Source organism: Micromonospora sp. CNZ286 (genome assembly GCF_014207755.1).
This window is the reverse complement of record NZ_JACHIZ010000001.1, coordinates 5,073,792-5,092,326: the sequence shown is the minus strand read 5'-3', so window position 1 is coordinate 5,092,326 and position 18,535 is coordinate 5,073,792. Positions and strand designations below refer to the sequence as shown.

Genomic DNA, 18,535 nt, shown 5'->3' with positions numbered 1-18,535 from the left:
TCGCCGCGGCACCGTACCCGATAAACTGTCATCTTCCAGCTACTCCGGGCAACGTCGCCCGAGGGAATTTTGCCCGGAATGGTCACAGACCGGTAACTTGCGCCCGGCTGAGGTCAAATGCACCCCACCATCGACATTAAGGCCCGATCCGGAGGCCGGTGGAACGAGCGCAGCGAGGAGGCGGCATGACCGAGCTGTGGAACTGGAGAATCGACGGCGGCGAGCCGGTGGAGGTCTACCCGGCACTGGCCGAGGCGCTCGGCCGGGTGGTGATGCCCATGGCCGTCGCCGACCCGATGCGGCTCCCCGCGTACGCGGTGGTCTGCGACGTGTGGGAGGCGCCCGGGCTGTACGGCACCGTGGTCGACTGTTACGGGGTGCCCGAGAGCCTGTCCGAGCTGCCCGCGATCGCGGCGCTGGCCCGGCTGCTGGGCCGCAACTGCCTGATGCGCGACGACACGCTCGACGCCGGCCGGCACCTGCTGGTCGCGCCGGACGGCACCATCCGGCCGGTGCACTTCGACGTGGCCGACACCGACGACGGCGAGGTGCTCAGCCACCACCGGCTCTGCACCGTCGCCGACGCGCGCTGCCGGGGCTGGTCGCAGTGCCACCGCTCCCGCTGGGCCCCCGACACGGTCGCCCCGGCGCTCGCCGCCGCTTGATCGCGGACGCCGGCCGGCACCCGTGACAGGTGCTCGCCGCCGTGTCCCCTCCGGCGGCGAGCGGTGGCGGCCCCGGGCTCAGCCCCGGGCCGCCGGCTGCTGCCCCCGCACCACGAGCTGGTCGAGCAGCGTCGCCGTGACGGCGGCCACGGCGTCCACCGCGGCGTCGAACGCGGCCGCGTTGTGCGCCGCAGGGGTACGGAATCCGGAGATCTTCCGGACGTACTGCAACGCGGCGGCGCGGATGTCCTCCTCGGTCACCACCGGGACGTACGGCTCACGCAGGGTCTTGATGCTCCGGCACACGACTCCTCCTCGTTCGATCCGATCGGCTCCACCCGGATACGCTGTCCGGGTCATGACTACCGCAGCCGCGGGCAGCCCGCGCACCTATCAGGTGCGTACGTACGGCTGCCAGATGAACGTGCACGACTCCGAGCGCATCTCCGGCCTCCTCGAGGACGCCGGGTACGTGCGCGCCGCGGAGGCCGACGAGCAGCCCGACGTGGTGGTGTTCAACACCTGCGCGGTCCGGGAGAACGCCGACAACCGGCTCTACGGCAACCTGGGTCATCTGCGCCCCGTGAAGGCGAAGCACCCCGGGATGCAGATCGCCGTCGGCGGCTGCCTGGCCCAGAAGGACCGCGGCGACATCGTCCGCAAGGCGCCCTGGGTAGACGTCGTCTTCGGCACGCACAACATCGGCTCGCTGCCGGCGCTGCTGGACCGGGCGCGGCACAACGCCGCGGCCGAGGTCGAGATCCTGGAGTCGCTGGAGGTCTTCCCCTCCACGCTGCCGACCCGGCGCGAGTCGACGTACGCCGGGTGGGTCTCGATCTCCGTCGGCTGCAACAACACGTGCACGTTCTGCATCGTGCCCTCCCTGCGCGGCAAGGAGAAGGACCGCCGCCCCGGCGACATCCTCTCCGAGGTCCGCGCGCTGGCCGACTCCGGTGTGCTGGAGGTGACGCTGCTCGGGCAGAACGTCAACTCGTACGGCGTCGAGTTCGGCGACCGGTACGCGTTCGGCAAGCTGCTGCGCGCCTGCGGCGACATCGACGGGCTGGAGCGGGTGCGGTTCACCAGCCCGCACCCGAAGGACTTCACCGACGACGTGATCGCCGCGATGGCCGAGACGCCTAACGTCTGCCACTCGCTGCACATGCCGTTGCAGTCCGGCTCGGACGACGTGCTGCGGGCGATGCGCCGCTCGTACCGGTCGGAGCGTTACCTGGGGATCATCGAGAAGGTCCGGGCGGCGATGCCGGACGCGGCGATCACCACCGACATCATCGTCGGCTTCCCCGGCGAGACCGAGGCCGACTTCGCCCGCACGCTCGACGTGGTGCGGGAGGCGCGGTTCTCCTCGGCGTTCACGTTCCAGTACTCCAAGCGCCCCGGCACCCCGGCCGCCACGATGGACGGGCAGCTGCCCAAGCGGGTCGTGCAGGAACGCTACGAGCGGCTGATCGCCTGCGTCGAGGAGATCACCTGGGCGGAGAACAAGAAGCTCGTCGGCGAGACGGTCGAGGTGCTCGTGGCCGTCGGCGAGGGCCGCAAGGACGAGCGCACCGGCCGGATGTCCGGCCGGGCCCGCGACGGCCGGCTGGTGCACTTCGCCACCGGTGACCTGGCCGGGCGGATCCGTCCCGGCGACATCGTGCACACCACTGTCACGTACGCCGCCCCGCACCACCTCAACGCCGACGGCGCGCCGCTGGCGCACCGGCGTACCCGGGCCGGGGACGCGGCCGAGGCGGGACAGGTTCCGCGTACCCCCGGGGTGCTGCTCGGCCTGCCGACGATCGGCGCCCCGGCCGCCCCACCCGCCCCGGTAGGCGGCTGCGCCGCCCCCTGACCGCATGTAAGGAAGGGCCCCCTTTTAACACTCGGTGTTAAAAGGGGGCCCTTCCTCTACCGGAGGCGTTAAGAAGGGGCCCTTCCTTACATCAGCAGGCGGTGCCGTTGAGCTTCACGCTGCCCGGCGTCGCGGCGGTGCCGTTGGCGGTGAAGCCGACGGTGACCGACGCGCCCGGCGCCAGCGACGACGCCCAGGCCGGCGCGGCCGCCGTCACCGTGGTGCCGGACTGCGTGACAGTGGCGTTCCAGCCGCTGGCGAGCGTCACCCCGGACGGCCAGGTCCAGGTGGCCGACCACGGGTTCACCGCGGCGGTGCCGGTGTTCTTGACGGTCAGCTCGCCCTGGAAGCCGCCCGCCCAGGAGTTGATCTGCTTGTAGGTGGCGGTGCAGCCACCGGTCACCGGAGGCGGCGGGGTGGTCGGCGCCGGCGACGTGTTCGGCGTGCCGGTGGGGGACGGGCTGGTGGTGCCGCCACCGCCGGTCGGCGGGATCAGGTACGGCGTCAGGATGTCCTGCTTCGGCTGGTTGATCGTGGTCCAGTCGTCGTTGGCGATGCCGCCGGTGTCACCCGAGTTCGGGTTCCACGACCAGTACGTGAACGACATGCCGTTCACGCCGGTGCCGGTGTACGCCATCAGGTTCTGGAGCCAGATCTTGTCCTTGGGGTCCTGGAGCGTGGTGCCGAACTCGCCCATCATGATCGGCGCGATGTTCTGCTTGTAGAGGTAGCCCCAGTACTTGTCCCAGATGGCCGGCATGTTCGCCGGGTAGGTCGGGTCGTCGAACCAGGCCTGGCGGTACACCGACGTGGCGTACTCGTGCGGCGAGTAGACCAGCCGGTTCGCCACGCTCAGCCGGACCGGGAACTGCCCGGCCTTGGACAGGTTGCCGCCCCACCAGCCGCAGTCCTCGTCGTTGCTGGGGTCGTTGTCCCAGACGTTCGACAGGCCGCCGCTCGGGCAGCTCACCCCCTCCACGAAGATCAGCCAGTTCGGCTGCACGCCGAGGATCGCGTTTCCGGCCCGCTCGGCGGCCAGCCGCCAGTCCCGGGCGGTGTCGCCGCAGCCCCAGCAGGCGCCGGTGGCGGCCGGGTTGGTGCCCTCGGCGTGCGGCTCGTTGTGCAGGTCCGCGCCGATCACAGTGGTGTTGCCGGCGTACCGCTGGGCCAGCATCTTCCAGTCGTTGATCCAGGTCGCCTCGGAGACCGTCGAGGTGTACCAGAGCGGCGACTGCCCGGCCGACGTGGGCCGGTGCCGGTCCAGGATGACCCGCATCCCCTTGCTGCCCGCGTAGTCGATGACCTTGTCGAGGATCTGCAGCGGGGAGAGCCCGATCAGGTCCGGGTTGACGAAGTCGTTGATGCCGGTGGCTGTCGCGCCGGCCTTGAGCGCGTCGTTCGAGTACGGGATCCGCAGCGTGTTGTAGCCCAGCCGGGCCATGGTGTCGAGCTGCGAGCGCCACGGGTTGCTCGACCACAGGCCGTGGAACGTCTTGTTGTCGGTCTCCATCCCGAACCAGTTGATGCCGGTCAGGCGGACCGTCGCGCCCGTACTGTCGACGATCTTGCTGCCGCTGGTGTGCAGGTAACCGGTGCCGGTGCCACCGGCCGCCGCAGCGGCCGGTGCGGTGGAGACGGCGGCGGCGACGAGAACGCCGGCTGCCGCGGTGGCGAGCGCCGTCAGGGCGCCGCCGAGGGCGGTGCGTCGGTGCATGGAAGCTCCACTTCGGATGCCCGCGCCGCGCAGGCGCCGCGGGCGGCAGGACCAGGAGGCACGTCCCGCTCGTCATCGAGTACGCGCGCAGCGCGCGCCGGGCCGTGTCGTGTGGACGGCCACCCGCGAGATGTCGCACCGGCGATCGTCGACGGCGCAGATCAGCCGTCGATGCCCTCGTGCCGGTGCCGGAACCTGGCTCCGCCGCTCATTCTGATCAGCCTGCCTCGATGCGTCAACCCGGCCCGGACGCAGGTGAGCCCCCGGCCGACCCGGCCGGGGGCTCACCCGATGTGTCTGTCCGCCGGCCTGCCCGGCCGGGGTGCTCGCGTCAGCCGGCCTGCTCGGCGAGCTGGAGGAACTGCCGCTTCGAGGCGAGCGCCTGCTCGGCCTCCTTGATCCGGCGGGCGTCACCGGCGGCCTGGGCCCGGGCCAGCCGGTCCTCGGCCTCGGCGACCTGGGCGCGCATCTGCGCCAGCAGCGGGTTGTCCTCCTTGGAGGTACGCCGCCACGCCGAGTCCATCACGTCGCGGACCTTGTCGTCCACGGCCCGCAGCCGGCGCTCCAGCCCGGCGGCGGCCTCGCGCGGCACCCGGCCGGCCTCGTGCCACTGCGCCTGGATCTCCCGCAGCTTCGCCTGGGCGCCCTTCGGGTCGCCGTCGACGTCCAGCGCCTCGGCCTCGGCCAGCAGCGCCTGCTTACGCTCCAGGTTGGCCCGCTGCTCGTTGTCGCGGGCGGAGAAGACCTCGCTGCGGCGGGTGAAGAACTCGTCCTGCGCGGCGCGGAACCGTTCCCAGAGCTTCTGCTCGGCCTCCTTGGCGGCGCGCGGCGCGGCCTTCCACTGGGCCATCAGGTCCTTGAGCTGACCGGCGGTGACGCCCCAGTCGCTGGAGTCCTTGAGCTTCTCCGCCTCGGCGACCAGCTCCTCCTTGACCGTCTGCGCCTGCTTGCGCTGCTGGTCGAGGGAGGCGAAGTGGGCGCCCCGGCGGCGGGTGAAGCCGTCCCGTGCGGCGGCGAACCGCTTCCACAGCTCACCGTCGGCTTTCTTGTCGACGCCGCGGATGGTCTTCCACTCGTCGAGGATCTCCTTGAGCCGGTCACCGGCGGTCTTCCAGCCGGTCGACTCGGCGGCCAGCTTCTCGGCCTCCTCGACCAGGGCGGTCTTGCGCGCCAGCGCCTCGCCCCGGGCGGCCTCGCGGGCGGCCTTGGCCTCGCCGGCCTTCTCCTCGGCGACGGTGGCCAGCTTGTCCAGGCGGGCGGCAAGGGCGTCGATGTCACCGACGACGTGCGCCTCGGCCAGCGACCCACGGATGCGGCGGATCGTGGTCAGGGAGTGGCCGGCATCAGCCGCGCCCGAGTTGAGCCGCGCCTCGGTCAGATCGACCTCGGTCACCAGGTCGGCGTAGCGCCGGGCGAAGTGGGCGAGCCCTTCCTCCGGTGCCCCTGCCTGCCAGGATCCGACCACCCGCTCGCCCTCGGCGGTCTTGACGTAGACCGTGCCGTCCTCGTCGACCCGTCCGAAGGCAGTCCAGTCGCTCATGTGCCCATCCTCGTTCTCCCGGCGTCGAGGGGACAGCCCCCTCGTTCGCCGCCACGGCGCAGCAAACTTTCTCCCGGCATTGTCACAGGTCCGCCCCCGTCCGTGTCGAGCGCCTGTCGCCGACCGTGACCATACGGTGTTGTACGCCCCCGATGACCGGATCGGCGCGGGGACGCACCGGGGGATCCCGATAGGTTTGGGGGCGTGTCCCTGGTCGCCGCCGCCGTGTGCCCCCACCCACCGTTGATCGTGCCCGAGCTGGCCGGCGCCGCCGCGCCCGAGCTGGACGACCTGCGCGCCGCCGCCGACGCCGCTGTGGCCCGGCTGCTCGCCGCCGGCCCCGAGGCGATCCTGCTCGTCGGCGGCGGGCCGGAGACCGTCCGGTTCAACTCCGCCGACTGGGGCTCCCTGCGCGGCTTCGGGCTCGACCGGCCGGTGCGGCTGTGGAAGATCTCCTGCTCCGGCGGGGAGCGCCTGCCGCTGAGCCTGACCGTCGGCGCCTGGCTGCTCAACCGCTCCGGCACCGAGCTGCCCCGCCTGGCCCGGTCGGTGGCGCACGACGCCACACCGGCCGAGTGCGCGGAGTTCGGCGCGAGCCTGATCGACGACGACGATCCGCGGGTCGCGCTGCTCGTGCTCGGCGACGGGTCCGCCTGCCGGGGCGTCAAGGCGCCGGGGTACGACGATCCGCGCGCCGAGGAGTACGACGAGGGGGTCGCCGCGGCCCTGGCCGGCGCGGACGCCGATGCGTTGCTCGGCCTGGACCCGGGGCTGTCGGCGGAGCTGAGGGCCGCCGGGCGGGCGCCGTGGCAGGTGCTGGCCGGTGCGGCCAGGGCGGCGGGCGGCGACTGGCGCGGCGAGCTGAGCTACCACCGCGCCCCCTACGGCGTCGCCTACTTCGTGGCGAACTGGGAGCGGTCGTGACGGTCGTGGCGGTGGTCGGGCCGACCGCGGCCGGGAAGTCGGCGCTGAGCATCGCACTGGCGCACGCGCTCGACGGCGAGGTGGTGAACGCCGACTCGATGCAGCTCTACCGGGGCATGGACATCGGCACCGCGAAGCTGACGCCGGCCGAGCGCGAGGGCGTGCCGCACCACCTGCTGGACATCTGGCCGGTGACCGAGCCGGCCAGCGTCGCCGAATACCAGGCGCTGGCCCGCGCGGCCGTCGACGACATCCTGGCCCGGGGACGGGTGCCGCTGCTGGTGGGCGGCTCCGGGCTGTACGTGCGGGCGGTGCTGGAACAGTTCGAGTTCCCCGGCACCGACCCGGCGCTGCGGGAGCGGCTGGAGGCGGAACTCGCCGCGGTGGGCCCCCTGCCGCTGCACGCGCGGTTGACCGAGGCCGACCCGGGCGCGGCGGCGAGCATCCTGCCCACCAACGGGCGGCGGATCGTGCGGGCGCTGGAGGTGATCGAGCTGACCGGCGCGCCGTTCACCGCGTCGCTGCCGTCGCCCACGCCGTACTACCCGTCGGTGCAGCTCGGCGTGGACCTGGACACCGCTGCGCTGGACGAGCGGATCGCGCTGCGGGTGGACCGGATGTGGGCCGACGGCCTGGTCGACGAGGTGCGGGCGCTGGTCGGCGAAGGGCTGCCCGACGGGCGGACGGCGAGCCGGGCGCTCGGCTACCAGCAGGTGCTGCGGTTCCTCGCCGGAGAGCTGACCGAGGCGCAGGCGCACGAGGAGACGATCCGCGCGACCCGCCGGTTCGTCCGGAGGCAGCGCTCCTGGTTCCGGCGTGACCCGCGCGTCCACTGGCTGGACTCGGCGTCGCCCGCGTTTCTCGACACTGCCCTGCGGGTGGTCGCCGAGCATCGGCCATGATGGGGGAGTGGAGTTCACCAAGGGTCACGGCACCGGCAACGACTTCGTCATCCTGCCCGACCCGGACGGCACCCTCGACCTGACACCCGGCCTGGTCGCCGCGCTCTGCGACAGGCGGCGCGGGCTCGGCGGCGACGGCGTGCTGCGTGTCGTACGCGCCGCCAAGCACCCCGAGGGCGTCGCGCTCGCCGGCGAGGCCGAGTGGTTCATGGACTACTGGAACTCCGACGGCTCGTTCGCCGAGATGTGCGGCAACGGGGCCCGCGTGTTCGTCCGCTACCTGCTGGACCGTTCGCTCACAGCCCCGTCGGGCGGGACGCTGCCGATCGCGACCCGCGCCGGCCTGGTGCGGGCCCGCGTCGAGGGCGAGGACGTGGCGGTCGAGATGCGCCGCCCCCGGCTGTACGACACGGCCACCGCCACGCTCGGCGGGCTGACGCTGCCCGGCACCGCCGTGGACGTCGGCAACCCGCACCTGGTGTGCGCGCTGCCCGCCGCGCTGGAGCTGACGGCCCTCGACCTGACCCGCGCGCCCGAGGTGGACGCCTCGACGTTCCCGTCCGGGGTGAACGTCGAGTTCACCACGCCGGGCGAGCCGGTCGACGGCACCGACGGGCACGTGCTGATGCGGGTGTACGAGCGCGGCTCGGCCGAGACGCTGTCCTGCGGCACCGGCGCGTGCGCGGTGGCGGCGGTGGCGTTGCGTGACGCCGGCCTGGACACCGGCACGATGACTGTGGACGTGCCAGGCGGGCGTCTGACGGTCACTGTGACAGCCGATTCGTGCTGGCTCTCCGGCCCCGCCGTCCTGGTGGCGACAGGCACCCTGACCCCCGCCGCCCTGCACCCGTAGCCCGCGCCCTGCCCCGCCCCGCCCCTGCCCCGCCCTGCCCCGCCCCGCCCCCGCCCGGTGCCGCCCGCCCTCCCGCCCCCGTGATCAAGGAGTTTGTGGCGGATTCCCGGTGCTTCGGTGACGCGAACTCCTTGGTCAACACGCGCATGGTGAGTGGTGTCGGCGGCCCTGGCAGCCGTGGCCCCCGCTTCCGCCGGCGCACGGCCGCCCAGCGTGATCAACACCAGCTCGGCGAAGTGGTCATATCGCGGAGCCTCTGATGCCGCCACTTCGGGGAACTGGTGTTGATCAAGGGTGATGATGCCGCCACTTCGGGGAAGTGGAGTCGATCAAGCTGCGGTGCGTCAGGGGGTCGCGCTGGCGTTGGCGGCGATCTCGGGGAGGTCGGCCGGGCCCGGGTCGGCCGCCGGGGCCGGCGTCGCGGCCGGGTTCTGCGCGGCGGCCCGTACCGCGGCGGCCACGGCCGGGGCGACCCGGGAGTCGAAGACGCTCGGCACGATCACCGTCGGGTTGATCTTGTCTTCGCCGACCACGTCCGCGATGGCCCGCGCAGCGGCGAGCGCCATCTCCTCGGTGAACTCCTCGGCGTGCGCGTCGAGCATGCCGCGGAACACGCCGGGGAAGGCGAGCACGTTGTTGATCTGGTTCGGCTGGTCCGAGCGGCCGGTGGCGACCACCGCGGCGTACTTGCGCGCCTCCCGCGGGTCCACCTCCGGGTCGGGGTTGGCGAGCGCGAAGACGATCGAGTCCTTCGCCATCGCGGCGACGTCCTCGCCGGTGAGCAGGTTCGGCGCGCTCACGCCGATGAACACGTCCGCGCCGCGTACCGCCCCGGCCAGGTCGCCGGAGTAGTTCTCCTTGTTGGTGTTCTCGGCCAGCCACTGCCAGGCCGGGTTGAGGTCCGGCAGTCCGCGGTGCAGGGCGCCCTGGCGGTCGTACGCGATGATGTCGCCCACGCCCTGGCGCAGCAGCAGCTTCATGATCGCGGTGCCGGCCGCGCCGGCGCCGGAGACCACGACCCGGACGTCCGCGAGCTGCTTGCCCACGACGCGCAACGCGTTCGTCAGCGCGGCCAGCACGCAGATCGCGGTGCCGTGCTGGTCGTCGTGGAAGACCGGGATGTCCAGGGCCTCGCGCAGCCGGGCCTCGATCTCGAAGCAGCGCGGCGCGGCGATGTCCTCCAGGTTGATGCCCCCGTACGCGGGCGCGATCGCCTTGACGATCGCCACGATCTCGTCGGTGTCCTGGGTGTCCAGCACGACCGGCCAGGCGTCCACCCCGCCGAAGCGCTTGAACAGCGCCGCCTTGCCCTCCATCACCGGCAGCGACGCGGCCGGGCCGAGGTTGCCCAGGCCGAGCACCGCGGTGCCGTCGCTGACCACGGCGACGGTGTTGCGCTTGATGGTGAGCCGGCGGGCGTCGGCCGGGTTCTCCGCGATGGCCATGCAGACCCGGGCCACACCCGGGGTGTACGCGCGGGACAGCTCGTCGCGGGTGCGCAGCGCGACCTTCGGGGTGACCTCGATCTTGCCGCCGAGGTGCAGCAGGAAGGTGCGGTCGGAGACCTTGCGGACGTCCACCCCGTCGAGCGCGGTGAGCGCGTCGACGACCTGGTCGGCGTGGCCGGCGTCGGCGGTGTCGCAGGTGAGGTCGACGATCACGTGCGCGGGGTCGGAGTCGACCACGTCCAGCGCGGTGACGATGGCCCCGGCCTCACCGGCGGCGGTGGTGAGCCGGCCGATGGAGGAGGCGTCGGCGGGTACCGCGATCCGGATGGTGATGGAGAATCCGGCACTCGGCAGTCGGGTGTTGGCCACGAGAAACTCCTCCGTCGGCGCTGAGCGGCTCGACTGGCATTTCTACTCGCCCGCCCAGGTCGCCCGGCATCCGCCCCCGCTACCCGTCGGTAGCGTCACGGGCATAACACAGGTGCGTCCGGCGTTGTCACATGTCAGGATTGCTGTCACGCGCCGAAAATTCTCGGCGTTGCCCAAAACGGACAGGAGACGCATTTGCGCGAGCAGGAGACCTTCCATCCCTACACCGACGACGAGTTCGACGCCACCACCGGCGAGTACGAGCTGTCGGAGCGGCAGGCGCTGCGGCGGGTCCCCGGCCTCTCCACCGAACTCACCGACATCAGCGAGGTCGAATACCGTCAGCTCCGGCTGGAGCGGGTCGTCCTCGTGGGGGTCTGGACCGAGGGCACCCAGTCCGACGCCGACAACAGCCTCACCGAGCTGGCGGCGCTGGCCGAGACGGCCGGTTCGCAGGTGCTCGAAGGGCTGATCCAGCGTCGTCACCGGCCCGACCCGGCCACGTACATCGGCCGGGGCAAGGTCGACGACCTGGGCGCGGTAGTGCTGTCCACCGGTGCCGACACGATCATCTGCGACGGTGAGCTGTCGCCGTCGCAGCTGCGCAACCTGGAGCAGCGCACCAAGGTCAAGGTGGTCGACCGCACCGCCCTGATCCTCGACATCTTCGCCCAGCACGCCAAGAGCAAGGAGGGCAAGGCGCAGGTCGAGCTGGCCCAGCTCGAATACCTGCTGCCGCGCCTGCGCGGCTGGGGCGAGACGCTGTCCCGGCAGACCGGTGGTAGCGGCCGCGGCGGTGGCGCCGGCGGCGGCGTGGGTCTGCGTGGTCCCGGTGAGACCAAGCTGGAGACCGACCGGCGGCGCATCCGCCACCGCATCGCGCGGCTGCGCCGCGAGATCAAGAGCATGGCGACGGTACGCCAGACCAAGCGCGCCCGGCGTACCCGTAACGCGGTTCCCGCGGTGGCCATCGCCGGCTACACGAACGCCGGCAAGTCCAGCCTGCTCAACCGCCTGACCGGGGCGGGTGTGCTGGTGGAGAACGCGCTGTTCGCCACGCTGGACCCGACCACCCGCCGGGCCACCACGTCCGACGGCCGGCTCTACACGCTGTCCGACACGGTCGGGTTCGTTCGGCACCTGCCGCACCAGATCGTCGAGGCGTTCCGCTCGACGCTGGAGGAGGTCGCCGACGCCGACCTGGTCGTGCACGTGGTCGACGGCACGCACCCGGATCCGGAGGAGCAGGTCCGGGCGGTACGCGAGGTGCTCGCCGAGGTGGGCGCCGACCGGCTGCCGGAACTACTGGTGGTGAACAAGACCGACGCCACCGACGAGGAGACGATGCTGCGGCTCAAGCGGCTCTGGCCGGACGCGGTCTTCGTCTCCGCCCACAGCGGGCGCGGGATCGACGAGATGCGCGAGGCCGTCGAGCGGCGGCTGCCCCGGCCGGCCGTCGAGGTGCGCGCGGTGCTCCCGTACGACCGGGGTGACCTGGTCGCCCGGGTGCACCGGCAGGGTGAGGTGCTCAGCACCGCGCACCTGCCCGAGGGCACGCTGGTGCACGTGCGGGTCAACGAGGGGCTGGCCGCGGAGCTCGCGCCGTACCGGGCGGGTGACCGGCTGACCAGCGACGAGCGGGTGGGCGCCGGGCGGTGAGCCGTCCGGCGTCACCCGCCGGAAACCCGTGCCGTGCGACACTGAGCGTCATGCGGCACGTTGTCTCCTCGGTCACGCTCGCGCTCGGCCTGGTCGGCGCGGTCGTGGCGCCGGCCGGGCCGGCCCCGGCGGCTCCCGCCGCGGCCCCCGTGCTGGCCGCGGCTCCCAAGAAGAAGTGCACGGTCGAGGACGACCGGCTCCGCGAGCTGTCCGGCCTGGTGGCCACCAGCAACGGGTACGTCGTGATCAACGACGGCTCGGACGACCCCAGCCGCAAGCGGGTCTTCTATCTGGACACCAAGTGCAAGGTCGACAGGGAGGTCCGTTACTCCGGTGACGGGCCGCTCGACACCGAGGACCTGGCTCTCAGCCCGGACCGCAAGACGCTCTGGATCGCCGACACCGGCGACAACGTGGAGAAGAAGACCCGCCGGGAGCGGGTCGCGGTCTGGACGATGCCGCTGAGCGGCTCGAAACAGCCGGTGCTGCACCGGCTCAGCTACCCGGGCAAGGAGCCGCACGACGCGGAGGCCCTGCTCGTCGGCGACGACAACATGCCGCTGGTGATCACGAAGGAGCTCTCCGGCAAGTCGGAGATCTACACCCCGACGGTGAAGCTGAAGACGAGCGGCGACACCGAGGCGATCCCGATGAAGAAGGTCGGCGAGGTCACGCTCCCGAAGACCAGCACCGAGAACAAGCTCGGCTCGCCCGGGCGGGCGCTCGTCACCGGCGCGGCCCGCTCGCCCGACGGCAGCAAGGTCGTGCTGCGCACGTACGCCGACGCGTTCGAGTTCGACGTGGCCGGCGGCGACATCGTCAAGGCGCTCATCACCGGCAAGCCCCGGGTCACGCCGCTCGCCGACCCGTTCGGCGAGGCGATCTCCTACACGCCGGACGGCAAGCTGTTCGTCACCGTCTCCGACGGCGGCACGCTCGACGAGTCGGACCCGATCGACATCCTCACCTACACCCCGTCGACCACCGGCGCCGAGGCGCTGCCGAACGGCGGCAAGGCCGACACCAAACCGGCCGCCCAGAAGTCGTGGCTCGAAGGGCTCTCGCTCGACGAGATCACGTACCTGATCGCGGCCGTCGGGGTGCTCGGCGCGCTCCTGGTCGGCGCGGGTATGTTCGGCATCCTGCGGGCGCGGCGCAAGCCGGCGCCGCGGGCGCCGGCCGACGAGCCCGAGCGCAGCGGCGAGTTCCCGGTGAACAACGGCTTCCCGTCGGGCGAGCGGCCGGCCGCGCCGCGCGGCGGTGTCTACGGCGGCGGTCAGGGCGGCGTGTACGGCGGCGCGGCCAACGGCGACCGCCCGGCGTCCGGCGGTGTCTACGGTGGTGGCCGGCCGGGCGGCGGCGTGTACGGCGGCGGCCCGCAGGAGGGTGGCCGTGGTCAGGGCGGTGGCCGTCCCCCGGGCGGAGCCCGTCCGCCGGGTGGCGGCGGCGTCTACGGCGGCGGTGGTGCCCCGGCCGGCGGCGGAGGGCGCGGCGGCGTCTACGGCGGCGGAGGTCAGGGTGGACCGGGCGGCGGCGCGGGCCAGGGTGGCCCCGGTCGTGGCGGCCCGGGTGGCGGCGGCCAGGGCCGCGGCGGCCCTGGTGGCGGCTATGGCGGCGGCCCGGGCGGGGCCGGACACCGTGGGCAGCCGAACGGCGGCGGACCGCGGGGGGACGGCGGCCGGGCCGAGCCGCCGCGCCGCGGCCAGGAGCCGCGGGGCGGGCGCCGCGACGACGGCTACGACGGCCGGGGCCAGTACGGCCCGGTGTCCGGCGGTGGCCGGGAGTACCGCGGCGACCGCTACTGAGACGACACGACGAAGGGGTGACCGGCCACCGGTCACCCCTTCGTCGTCGCTGTCGCTCAGATGCGGCGCAGCACCGCCACCACACGGCCCATGATGGTGGCGTCGTCGCCGGGGATCGGGTCGAAGGCCGGGTTCTGCGGCATCAGCCAGACGTGCCCGTCGCGCCGCCGGTAGGTCTTCACCGTCGCCTCGCCGTCGAGCATGGCGGCCACGATGTCACCGACCTCGGCGTTCGGCTGCTGCCGGACGACCACCCAGTCGCCGTCGCAGATCGCCGCGTCGAGCATCGAGTCGCCCTTGACCTGGAGCATGAAGACCTCGCCCTCGCCGACCAGCTCGCGGGGGAGGGGGAAGATGTCCTCCACCGCCTGCTCGGCCAGGATCGGCCCACCGGCGGCGATGCGGCCCAGCATCGGCACGTACGCCGGGGCGGGCCGCTGCGCGCGGGCCGCCTCGTCGTCCGCCTCGCCCGGCGCGCGGACGTCGACGGCGCGCGGACGGTTCGGGTCGCGGCGCAGGAAGCCCTTCTTCTCCAGCTCCTTGAGCTGGTAGGCGACGCTGGACGGGGACACCAGCCCGACCGCCTCGCCGATCTCGCGCACGCTCGGCGGGTAGCCGTGGCGCTCGACCCAGGTGCGGATGAACTCCAGGATCCGCCGCTGCCGCGCGGTCAGGTCGACCGTCGCCGGGTCGGGGAAGCTGCTCACCACCGGGGTGACCGGACGCACCGCCGCGGGGGCGGTGCGGCTGCGGGCGGTACGGGGGCGACGGGTCGCCGGAGGACCCGCCCCGTCGTTCGGCTGCGGGTTCTTCTGCCGGCTGGCCCGGTCCTCGGTCACGTCCGTCCCTCCCTGGTCGGCGCTGGGGTGCCTCGTCGGCTCGTGGTGCGTGTGGTCTGACCGTATAGGTGAGATCGGCCATTTTCAAACATCTGTACGACCTGCTGTCGGCGTGTCGCGCCGAATTCCTGGATTTCCGAACTGGTGTTCTGATAGAAGAGTACGCCGCTCGAACGGGTGTTCTATCCCGGCCGCCCGTGACTAGCACGGGAGGCTGTCCGTTGGGCTCCACGGCGGCGTCGCGCCGGGCGTGATCCTGACGACTCGCCGGACACGCCCGTCAACTTGACCTCGCTTGGGGTTCGGCATACGGTCGACCCCTAGATGTAGTAGTCACACGGGCGTAAGTTGCCTACAGGTTGGGTTCAACTACCGAACGCACTCCCGCACCGCGCATTCGGCGACGGTCATCGGACGATGACTCCGCCGTGTCGACGCGTGCCCGGGAGCCGGTAGGTGTGCCCGCGATCGACGGAGGAGGTCGGGCGAATGCGGTGTCCGTACTGCCGGCACGCCGACTCCCGGGTGGTCGACTCGCGGGAGGCCGACGACGGCCAGCTCATCCGGCGGCGACGGTCGTGCCCGGAGTGCGGCAAGCGGTTCACCACCGTCGAGGAGGCGGTGCTCGCGGTGGTCAAGCGCAGCGGGGTGACCGAGCCGTTCAGCCGCACGAAGATCATCGGTGGGGTGCGCAAGGCGTGCCAGGGGCGGCCGGTCGACGACGACTCGATCGCGCTGCTGGCACAGAAGGTCGAGGAGACCGTACGGGCCAAGGGGGCGGCCGAGATCCCCAGCCACGAGGTGGGCCTGGCCATCCTCGGCCCGTTGCGTGACCTCGACGAGGTGGCCTACATGCGGTTCGCCAGCGTCTACCGGTCCTTCGACTCGCTCGCCGACTTCGAGCGCGAGATCGAGACGCTGCGGGCCGCCGCGCGCGCCCGGGAGGGCGCCGGTGCCGGTGCGGCGGACGCCGCCGGCGCGATCAGCTGACATTTTCGGGTTTCTGACAGGTACACGAGGCGCGGTGGGTGACCGTGCCGACGAGGGGGGCGAGGGCGTGACGACCAGCAAGTCACGGAACAAGGCCGGGGCGGGGCTGAAGATCGAGCGCGTCTGGACGACCGAGGGGGTGCATCCCTACGACGAGGTCGCCTGGGAGCGCCGCGACGTCGTCATGACGAACTGGCGGGACGGCTCGATCAACTTCGAGCAGCGCGGGGTGGAGTTCCCCGAGTCCTGGTCGGTGAACGCGGCGAACATCGTGACCACCAAGTACTTCCGGGGCGCGGTGGGGACCCCGGAGCGGGAGTGGTCGCTGCGGCAGCTGATCGACCGGGTGGTCGAGACCTACCGCACCGCCGGTGAGGAGTACGGCTACTTCGCCACCCCGGCCGACGCCGAGGTGTTCGCGCACGAACTGACCTGGATGCTGCTGCACCAGGTGTTCAGCTTCAACTCGCCGGTCTGGTTCAACGTCGGCACGCCGTCGCCGCAGCAGGTCAGCGCCTGCTTCATCCTGTCGGTCGACGACTCGATGGACTCCATCCTCGACTGGTACAAGGAGGAGGGCCGGATCTTCCAGGGCGGCTCGGGCGCGGGGGTCAACCTGTCCCGCATCCGTTCCTCGAAGGAGCTGCTCTCCTCCGGCGGCACCGCCTCCGGCCCGGTCAGCTTCATGCGCGGCGCGGACGCCTCCGCCGGCACCATCAAGTCCGGTGGCGCCACCCGGCGTGCGGCCAAGATGGTCATCCTCGACGTGGACCACCCGGACATCGAGGAGTTCGTGGCGACCAAGGCGCGCGAGGAGGACAAGATCCGCGCGCTGCGCGACGCCGGGTTCGACATGGACCTGGGCGGCGCCGACATCGTCAGCGTGCAATACCAGAACGCCAACAACTCGGTCCGCGTCTCGGACGAGTTCATGACCGCCGTGGAGAACGGCGGCGGCTTCGACCTGCGCGGCCGGCTCGACGGGCAGACCATCGAGACGATCGACGCGAAGAAGCTGTTCCGCACCATCTCCCAGGCCGCGTGGGAGTGCGCCGACCCGGGCCTGCAGTACGACGACACCATCAACGACTGGCACACCTGCCCGGAGACCGGGCGGATCACCGCGTCGAACCCGTGCTCGGAGTACCTGCACCTGGACAACTCCTCGTGCAACCTGGCGTCGCTGAACCTGATGAAGTTCCTCCGCGCCGACGGCGGCTTCGAGGTGGAGAAGTTCGTCAAGTCGGTCGAGTTCGTCATCACCGCGATGGACATCTCGATCTGCTTCGCCGACTTCCCGACCGAGAAGATCGGTGAGACCACCCGCGCCTACCGGCAGCTCGGCATCGGGTACGCCAACCTGGGCGCGCTGCTGATGGCCTCCGGCCTGCCGTACGACTCGGAGCAGGGCCGGGAGGTGTCCGCCGCGATCACCTCGCTGATGACCGGCACCGCCTACCGCCGTTCCGCCGAGCTGGCCGGCATCGTCGGCCCGTACGACGGCTACGCGCGCAACGCCGAGCCGCACAAGCGGGTCATGCGCAAGCACGCCGCCGCCAACGACGCGATCAAGGCGACCGGCACCGTGGCCACCGCCGTGCAGCGCGAGGCCACCAAGCAGTGGACGCTCGGCAACAAGCTCGGTGACAAGTTCGGTTGGCGCAACTCGCAGGCCAGCGTGCTCGCCCCGACCGGCACCATCGGCCTGATGATGGACTGCGACACCACCGGTGTCGAGCCGGACCTGGCACTGGTGAAGTTCAAGAAGCTGGTCGGCGGCGGCTCGATGCAGATCGTCAACCAGACCGTGCCGCGCGCCCTGCGCAGCCTCGGCTACCCCGAGGAGCAGGTCGAGGCGATCGTCGAGCACATCGCCGACCACGGCCACGTGGTGGACGCCCCGGGCCTGAAGCCGGAGCACTACCCGGTCTTCGACTGCGCCATGGGCGAGCGCTCGATCGCGCCGATGGGTCACGTGCGGATGATGGCGGCCGTCCAGCCGTTCATCTCCGGCGCCATCTCCAAGACGGTGAACATGCCGGAGCAGGCCACCGTCGAGGACGTCGAGAAGATCTACTTCGAGGGCTGGAAGCTCGGCCTCAAGGCGCTGGCGATCTACCGGGACAACTGCAAGGTCGGCCAGCCGCTGTCGGCCGCCAAGCCGAACAAGGCCACCGCCGAGACGCAGGCCCCGGCCGCCGAGGTCGAGAAGGTCGTGGAGAAGGTCGTCGAGTACCGCCCGGTGCGCAAGCGGCTGCCGAAGAAGCGCCCGTCGCAGACGGTCTCCTTCTCGGTCGGCGGCGCGGAGGGCTACCTCACCGCCTCGTCCTACCCTGACGACGGCCTCGGCGAGGTCTTCCTCAAGATGTCGAAGCAGGGCTCGACCCTGGCCGGTGTGATGGACGCCTTCTCGGTGGCCATCTCCATCGGTCTCCAGTACGGCGTCCCGCTGGAGACGTACGTCAGCAAGTTCACCAACATGCGCTTCGAGCCGGCCGGCATGACCGACGACCCGGACGTGCGGATGGCCGCCTCGGTGATGGACTACATCTTCCGTCGCCTGGCGCTGGACTTCCTGCCGTACGACCGCCGCGCCGAGCTGGGCATCTTCACCGCCAAGGAGCGGGCCGCCCAGCTCCGGGCCGAGGCGGAGGCGGAGGCGAGCGGTGCGGACCTCACCGCGATGGCCGCCTCCGCCCCGGTCGAGGCGCCCGAGCCGAAGACCGGCCCGATCGCGCAGCCGGCGCAGGAGATGGCCGACGCCGCGGCCGTCAAGCCCGCGCCGTCGGTGGGTTCCAGCACCGAACTGCTGGAGGCCGTGATCGGCAAGGCCGCCGACGCGCCGCTCTGCTTCACCTGCGGTACGAAGATGCGGCCCGCCGGTAGCTGCTACGTCTGCGAGGGCTGCGGCTCCACCAGCGGCTGCAGCTGACGACCGACCGAAGACGCGAGCGCGGCAGGGACCTCCC

General features: G+C 72.0%; 14 protein-coding genes. 9 read left to right on the top strand and 5 right to left on the bottom strand.

Annotated features, from left to right (window positions below):
• Positions 1-185 precede the first annotated feature (185 nt).
• Positions 186-665 carry a hypothetical protein gene (locus FHX31_RS22365; RefSeq protein ID WP_013284739.1) on the top strand — a complete coding sequence of 160 codons (480 nt, stop codon included), beginning with the start codon at positions 186-188 and terminating at the stop codon, positions 663-665.
• 78 nt (positions 666-743) lie between these two features.
• Here the strand turns inward: FHX31_RS22365 and FHX31_RS22360 are convergent, their stop codons facing one another.
• On the bottom strand, positions 744-971 hold the full coding sequence (locus FHX31_RS22360) for a DUF2277 family protein (protein WP_145754717.1): 228 nt from the start codon (positions 969-971) through the stop codon (positions 744-746).
• A gap of 52 nt (positions 972-1,023) precedes the next feature.
• Here FHX31_RS22360 and miaB point away from each other — a divergent pair, with 52 nt between their 5' ends.
• The gene (miaB, locus tag FHX31_RS22355; RefSeq protein ID WP_145754714.1) at positions 1,024-2,523 is read left to right on the top strand and encodes a tRNA (N6-isopentenyl adenosine(37)-C2)-methylthiotransferase MiaB; all 1,500 of its coding nucleotides are present in this window, start codon (positions 1,024-1,026) and stop codon (positions 2,521-2,523) included.
• A 91-nt stretch (positions 2,524-2,614) separates the two neighbouring features.
• On the opposite strand, the gene FHX31_RS22350 is transcribed toward miaB, so the two are convergent.
• Both FHX31_RS22350 and FHX31_RS22345 read right to left on the bottom strand, forming a co-directional pair.
• On the bottom strand, positions 2,615-4,237 hold the full coding sequence (locus FHX31_RS22350) for a cellulase family glycosylhydrolase (protein ID WP_145754712.1): 1,623 nt from the start codon (positions 4,235-4,237) through the stop codon (positions 2,615-2,617).
• Positions 4,238-4,568: 331 nt separating this feature from the next.
• Positions 4,569-5,777 carry a DUF349 domain-containing protein gene (locus FHX31_RS22345; RefSeq protein ID WP_013474481.1) on the bottom strand — a complete coding sequence of 403 codons (1,209 nt, stop codon included), beginning with the start codon at positions 5,775-5,777 and terminating at the stop codon, positions 4,569-4,571.
• Positions 5,778-5,981: 204 nt separating this feature from the next.
• Between FHX31_RS22345 and FHX31_RS22340 the strand changes: the two genes are divergently transcribed.
• The 3 genes from FHX31_RS22340 to dapF are packed head-to-tail and all read left to right on the top strand — an operon-like array spanning position 5,982 to position 8,456.
• A complete protein-coding gene (locus FHX31_RS22340; protein WP_030269773.1) occupies positions 5,982-6,701 on the top strand; it encodes a class III extradiol ring-cleavage dioxygenase family protein in 720 nt (239 codons plus the stop codon).
• Positions 6,584-7,603: a tRNA (adenosine(37)-N6)-dimethylallyltransferase MiaA gene (miaA, locus tag FHX31_RS22335; RefSeq protein ID WP_084588792.1), complete on the top strand. Its 1,020-nt coding sequence runs from the start codon at positions 6,584-6,586 to the stop codon at positions 7,601-7,603. The genes FHX31_RS22340 and miaA overlap by 118 nt, the downstream gene beginning before the upstream one ends.
• A 7-nt stretch (positions 7,604-7,610) precedes the next feature.
• Positions 7,611-8,456 (top strand): diaminopimelate epimerase, encoded by an 846-nt coding sequence (gene dapF / locus FHX31_RS22330; RefSeq protein ID WP_013284746.1) that lies wholly within the window; start codon positions 7,611-7,613, stop codon positions 8,454-8,456.
• A 344-nt stretch (positions 8,457-8,800) separates the two neighbouring features.
• Here dapF and FHX31_RS22325 read toward each other — a convergent pair whose 3' ends face one another.
• Positions 8,801-10,273, bottom strand: a complete 1,473-nt coding sequence (locus FHX31_RS22325) for an NAD-dependent malic enzyme (protein ID WP_013284747.1) — start codon at positions 10,271-10,273, stop codon at positions 8,801-8,803.
• A gap of 195 nt (positions 10,274-10,468) precedes the next feature.
• On the opposite strand from FHX31_RS22325, the gene hflX reads away from it, so the two are divergent.
• Complete coding sequence (gene hflX / locus FHX31_RS22320) at positions 10,469-11,932, top strand: GTPase HflX (protein WP_145754708.1); 1,464 nt, start codon at positions 10,469-10,471, stop codon at positions 11,930-11,932.
• 50 nt (positions 11,933-11,982) lie between these two features.
• The gene (locus tag FHX31_RS22315; protein ID WP_184977137.1) at positions 11,983-13,737 is read left to right on the top strand and encodes a hypothetical protein; all 1,755 of its coding nucleotides are present in this window, start codon (positions 11,983-11,985) and stop codon (positions 13,735-13,737) included.
• Between the two features lie 56 nt (positions 13,738-13,793).
• Here FHX31_RS22315 and lexA read toward each other — a convergent pair whose 3' ends face one another.
• The gene (lexA, locus tag FHX31_RS22310) at positions 13,794-14,576 is read right to left on the bottom strand and encodes a transcriptional repressor LexA (protein WP_128137231.1); all 783 of its coding nucleotides are present in this window, start codon (positions 14,574-14,576) and stop codon (positions 13,794-13,796) included.
• Between the two features lie 489 nt (positions 14,577-15,065).
• On the opposite strand from lexA, the gene nrdR reads away from it, so the two are divergent.
• Together nrdR and FHX31_RS22300 are read left to right on the top strand one after the other, a co-directional pair.
• Positions 15,066-15,566 (top strand): transcriptional regulator NrdR, encoded by a 501-nt coding sequence (gene nrdR / locus FHX31_RS22305; protein ID WP_013284751.1) that lies wholly within the window; start codon positions 15,066-15,068, stop codon positions 15,564-15,566.
• A gap of 34 nt (positions 15,567-15,600) precedes the next feature.
• On the top strand, positions 15,601-18,498 hold the full coding sequence (locus tag FHX31_RS22300; protein ID WP_145822806.1) for a vitamin B12-dependent ribonucleotide reductase: 2,898 nt from the start codon (positions 15,601-15,603) through the stop codon (positions 18,496-18,498).
• The last annotated feature ends 37 nt before the right edge of the window (positions 18,499-18,535 follow it).

Excerpts from the sequence above, each read along its gene's own strand:
- FHX31_RS22345 (WP_013474481.1), bottom strand. The coding sequence starts at position 5,777 with ATGAGCGACTGGACTGCCTTCGGACGGGTCGACGAGGACGGCACGGTC.
- FHX31_RS22365 (WP_013284739.1), top strand. The coding sequence starts at position 186 with ATGACCGAGCTGTGGAACTGGAGAATCGACGGCGGCGAGCCGGTGGAG.
- FHX31_RS22350 (WP_145754712.1), bottom strand. The coding sequence starts at position 4,237 with ATGCACCGACGCACCGCCCTCGGCGGCGCCCTGACGGCGCTCGCCACC.
- nrdR (WP_013284751.1), top strand. The coding sequence starts at position 15,066 with ATGCGGTGTCCGTACTGCCGGCACGCCGACTCCCGGGTGGTCGACTCG.
- miaB (WP_145754714.1), top strand. The coding sequence starts at position 1,024 with ATGACTACCGCAGCCGCGGGCAGCCCGCGCACCTATCAGGTGCGTACG.
- FHX31_RS22315 (WP_184977137.1), top strand. The coding sequence starts at position 11,983 with ATGCGGCACGTTGTCTCCTCGGTCACGCTCGCGCTCGGCCTGGTCGGC.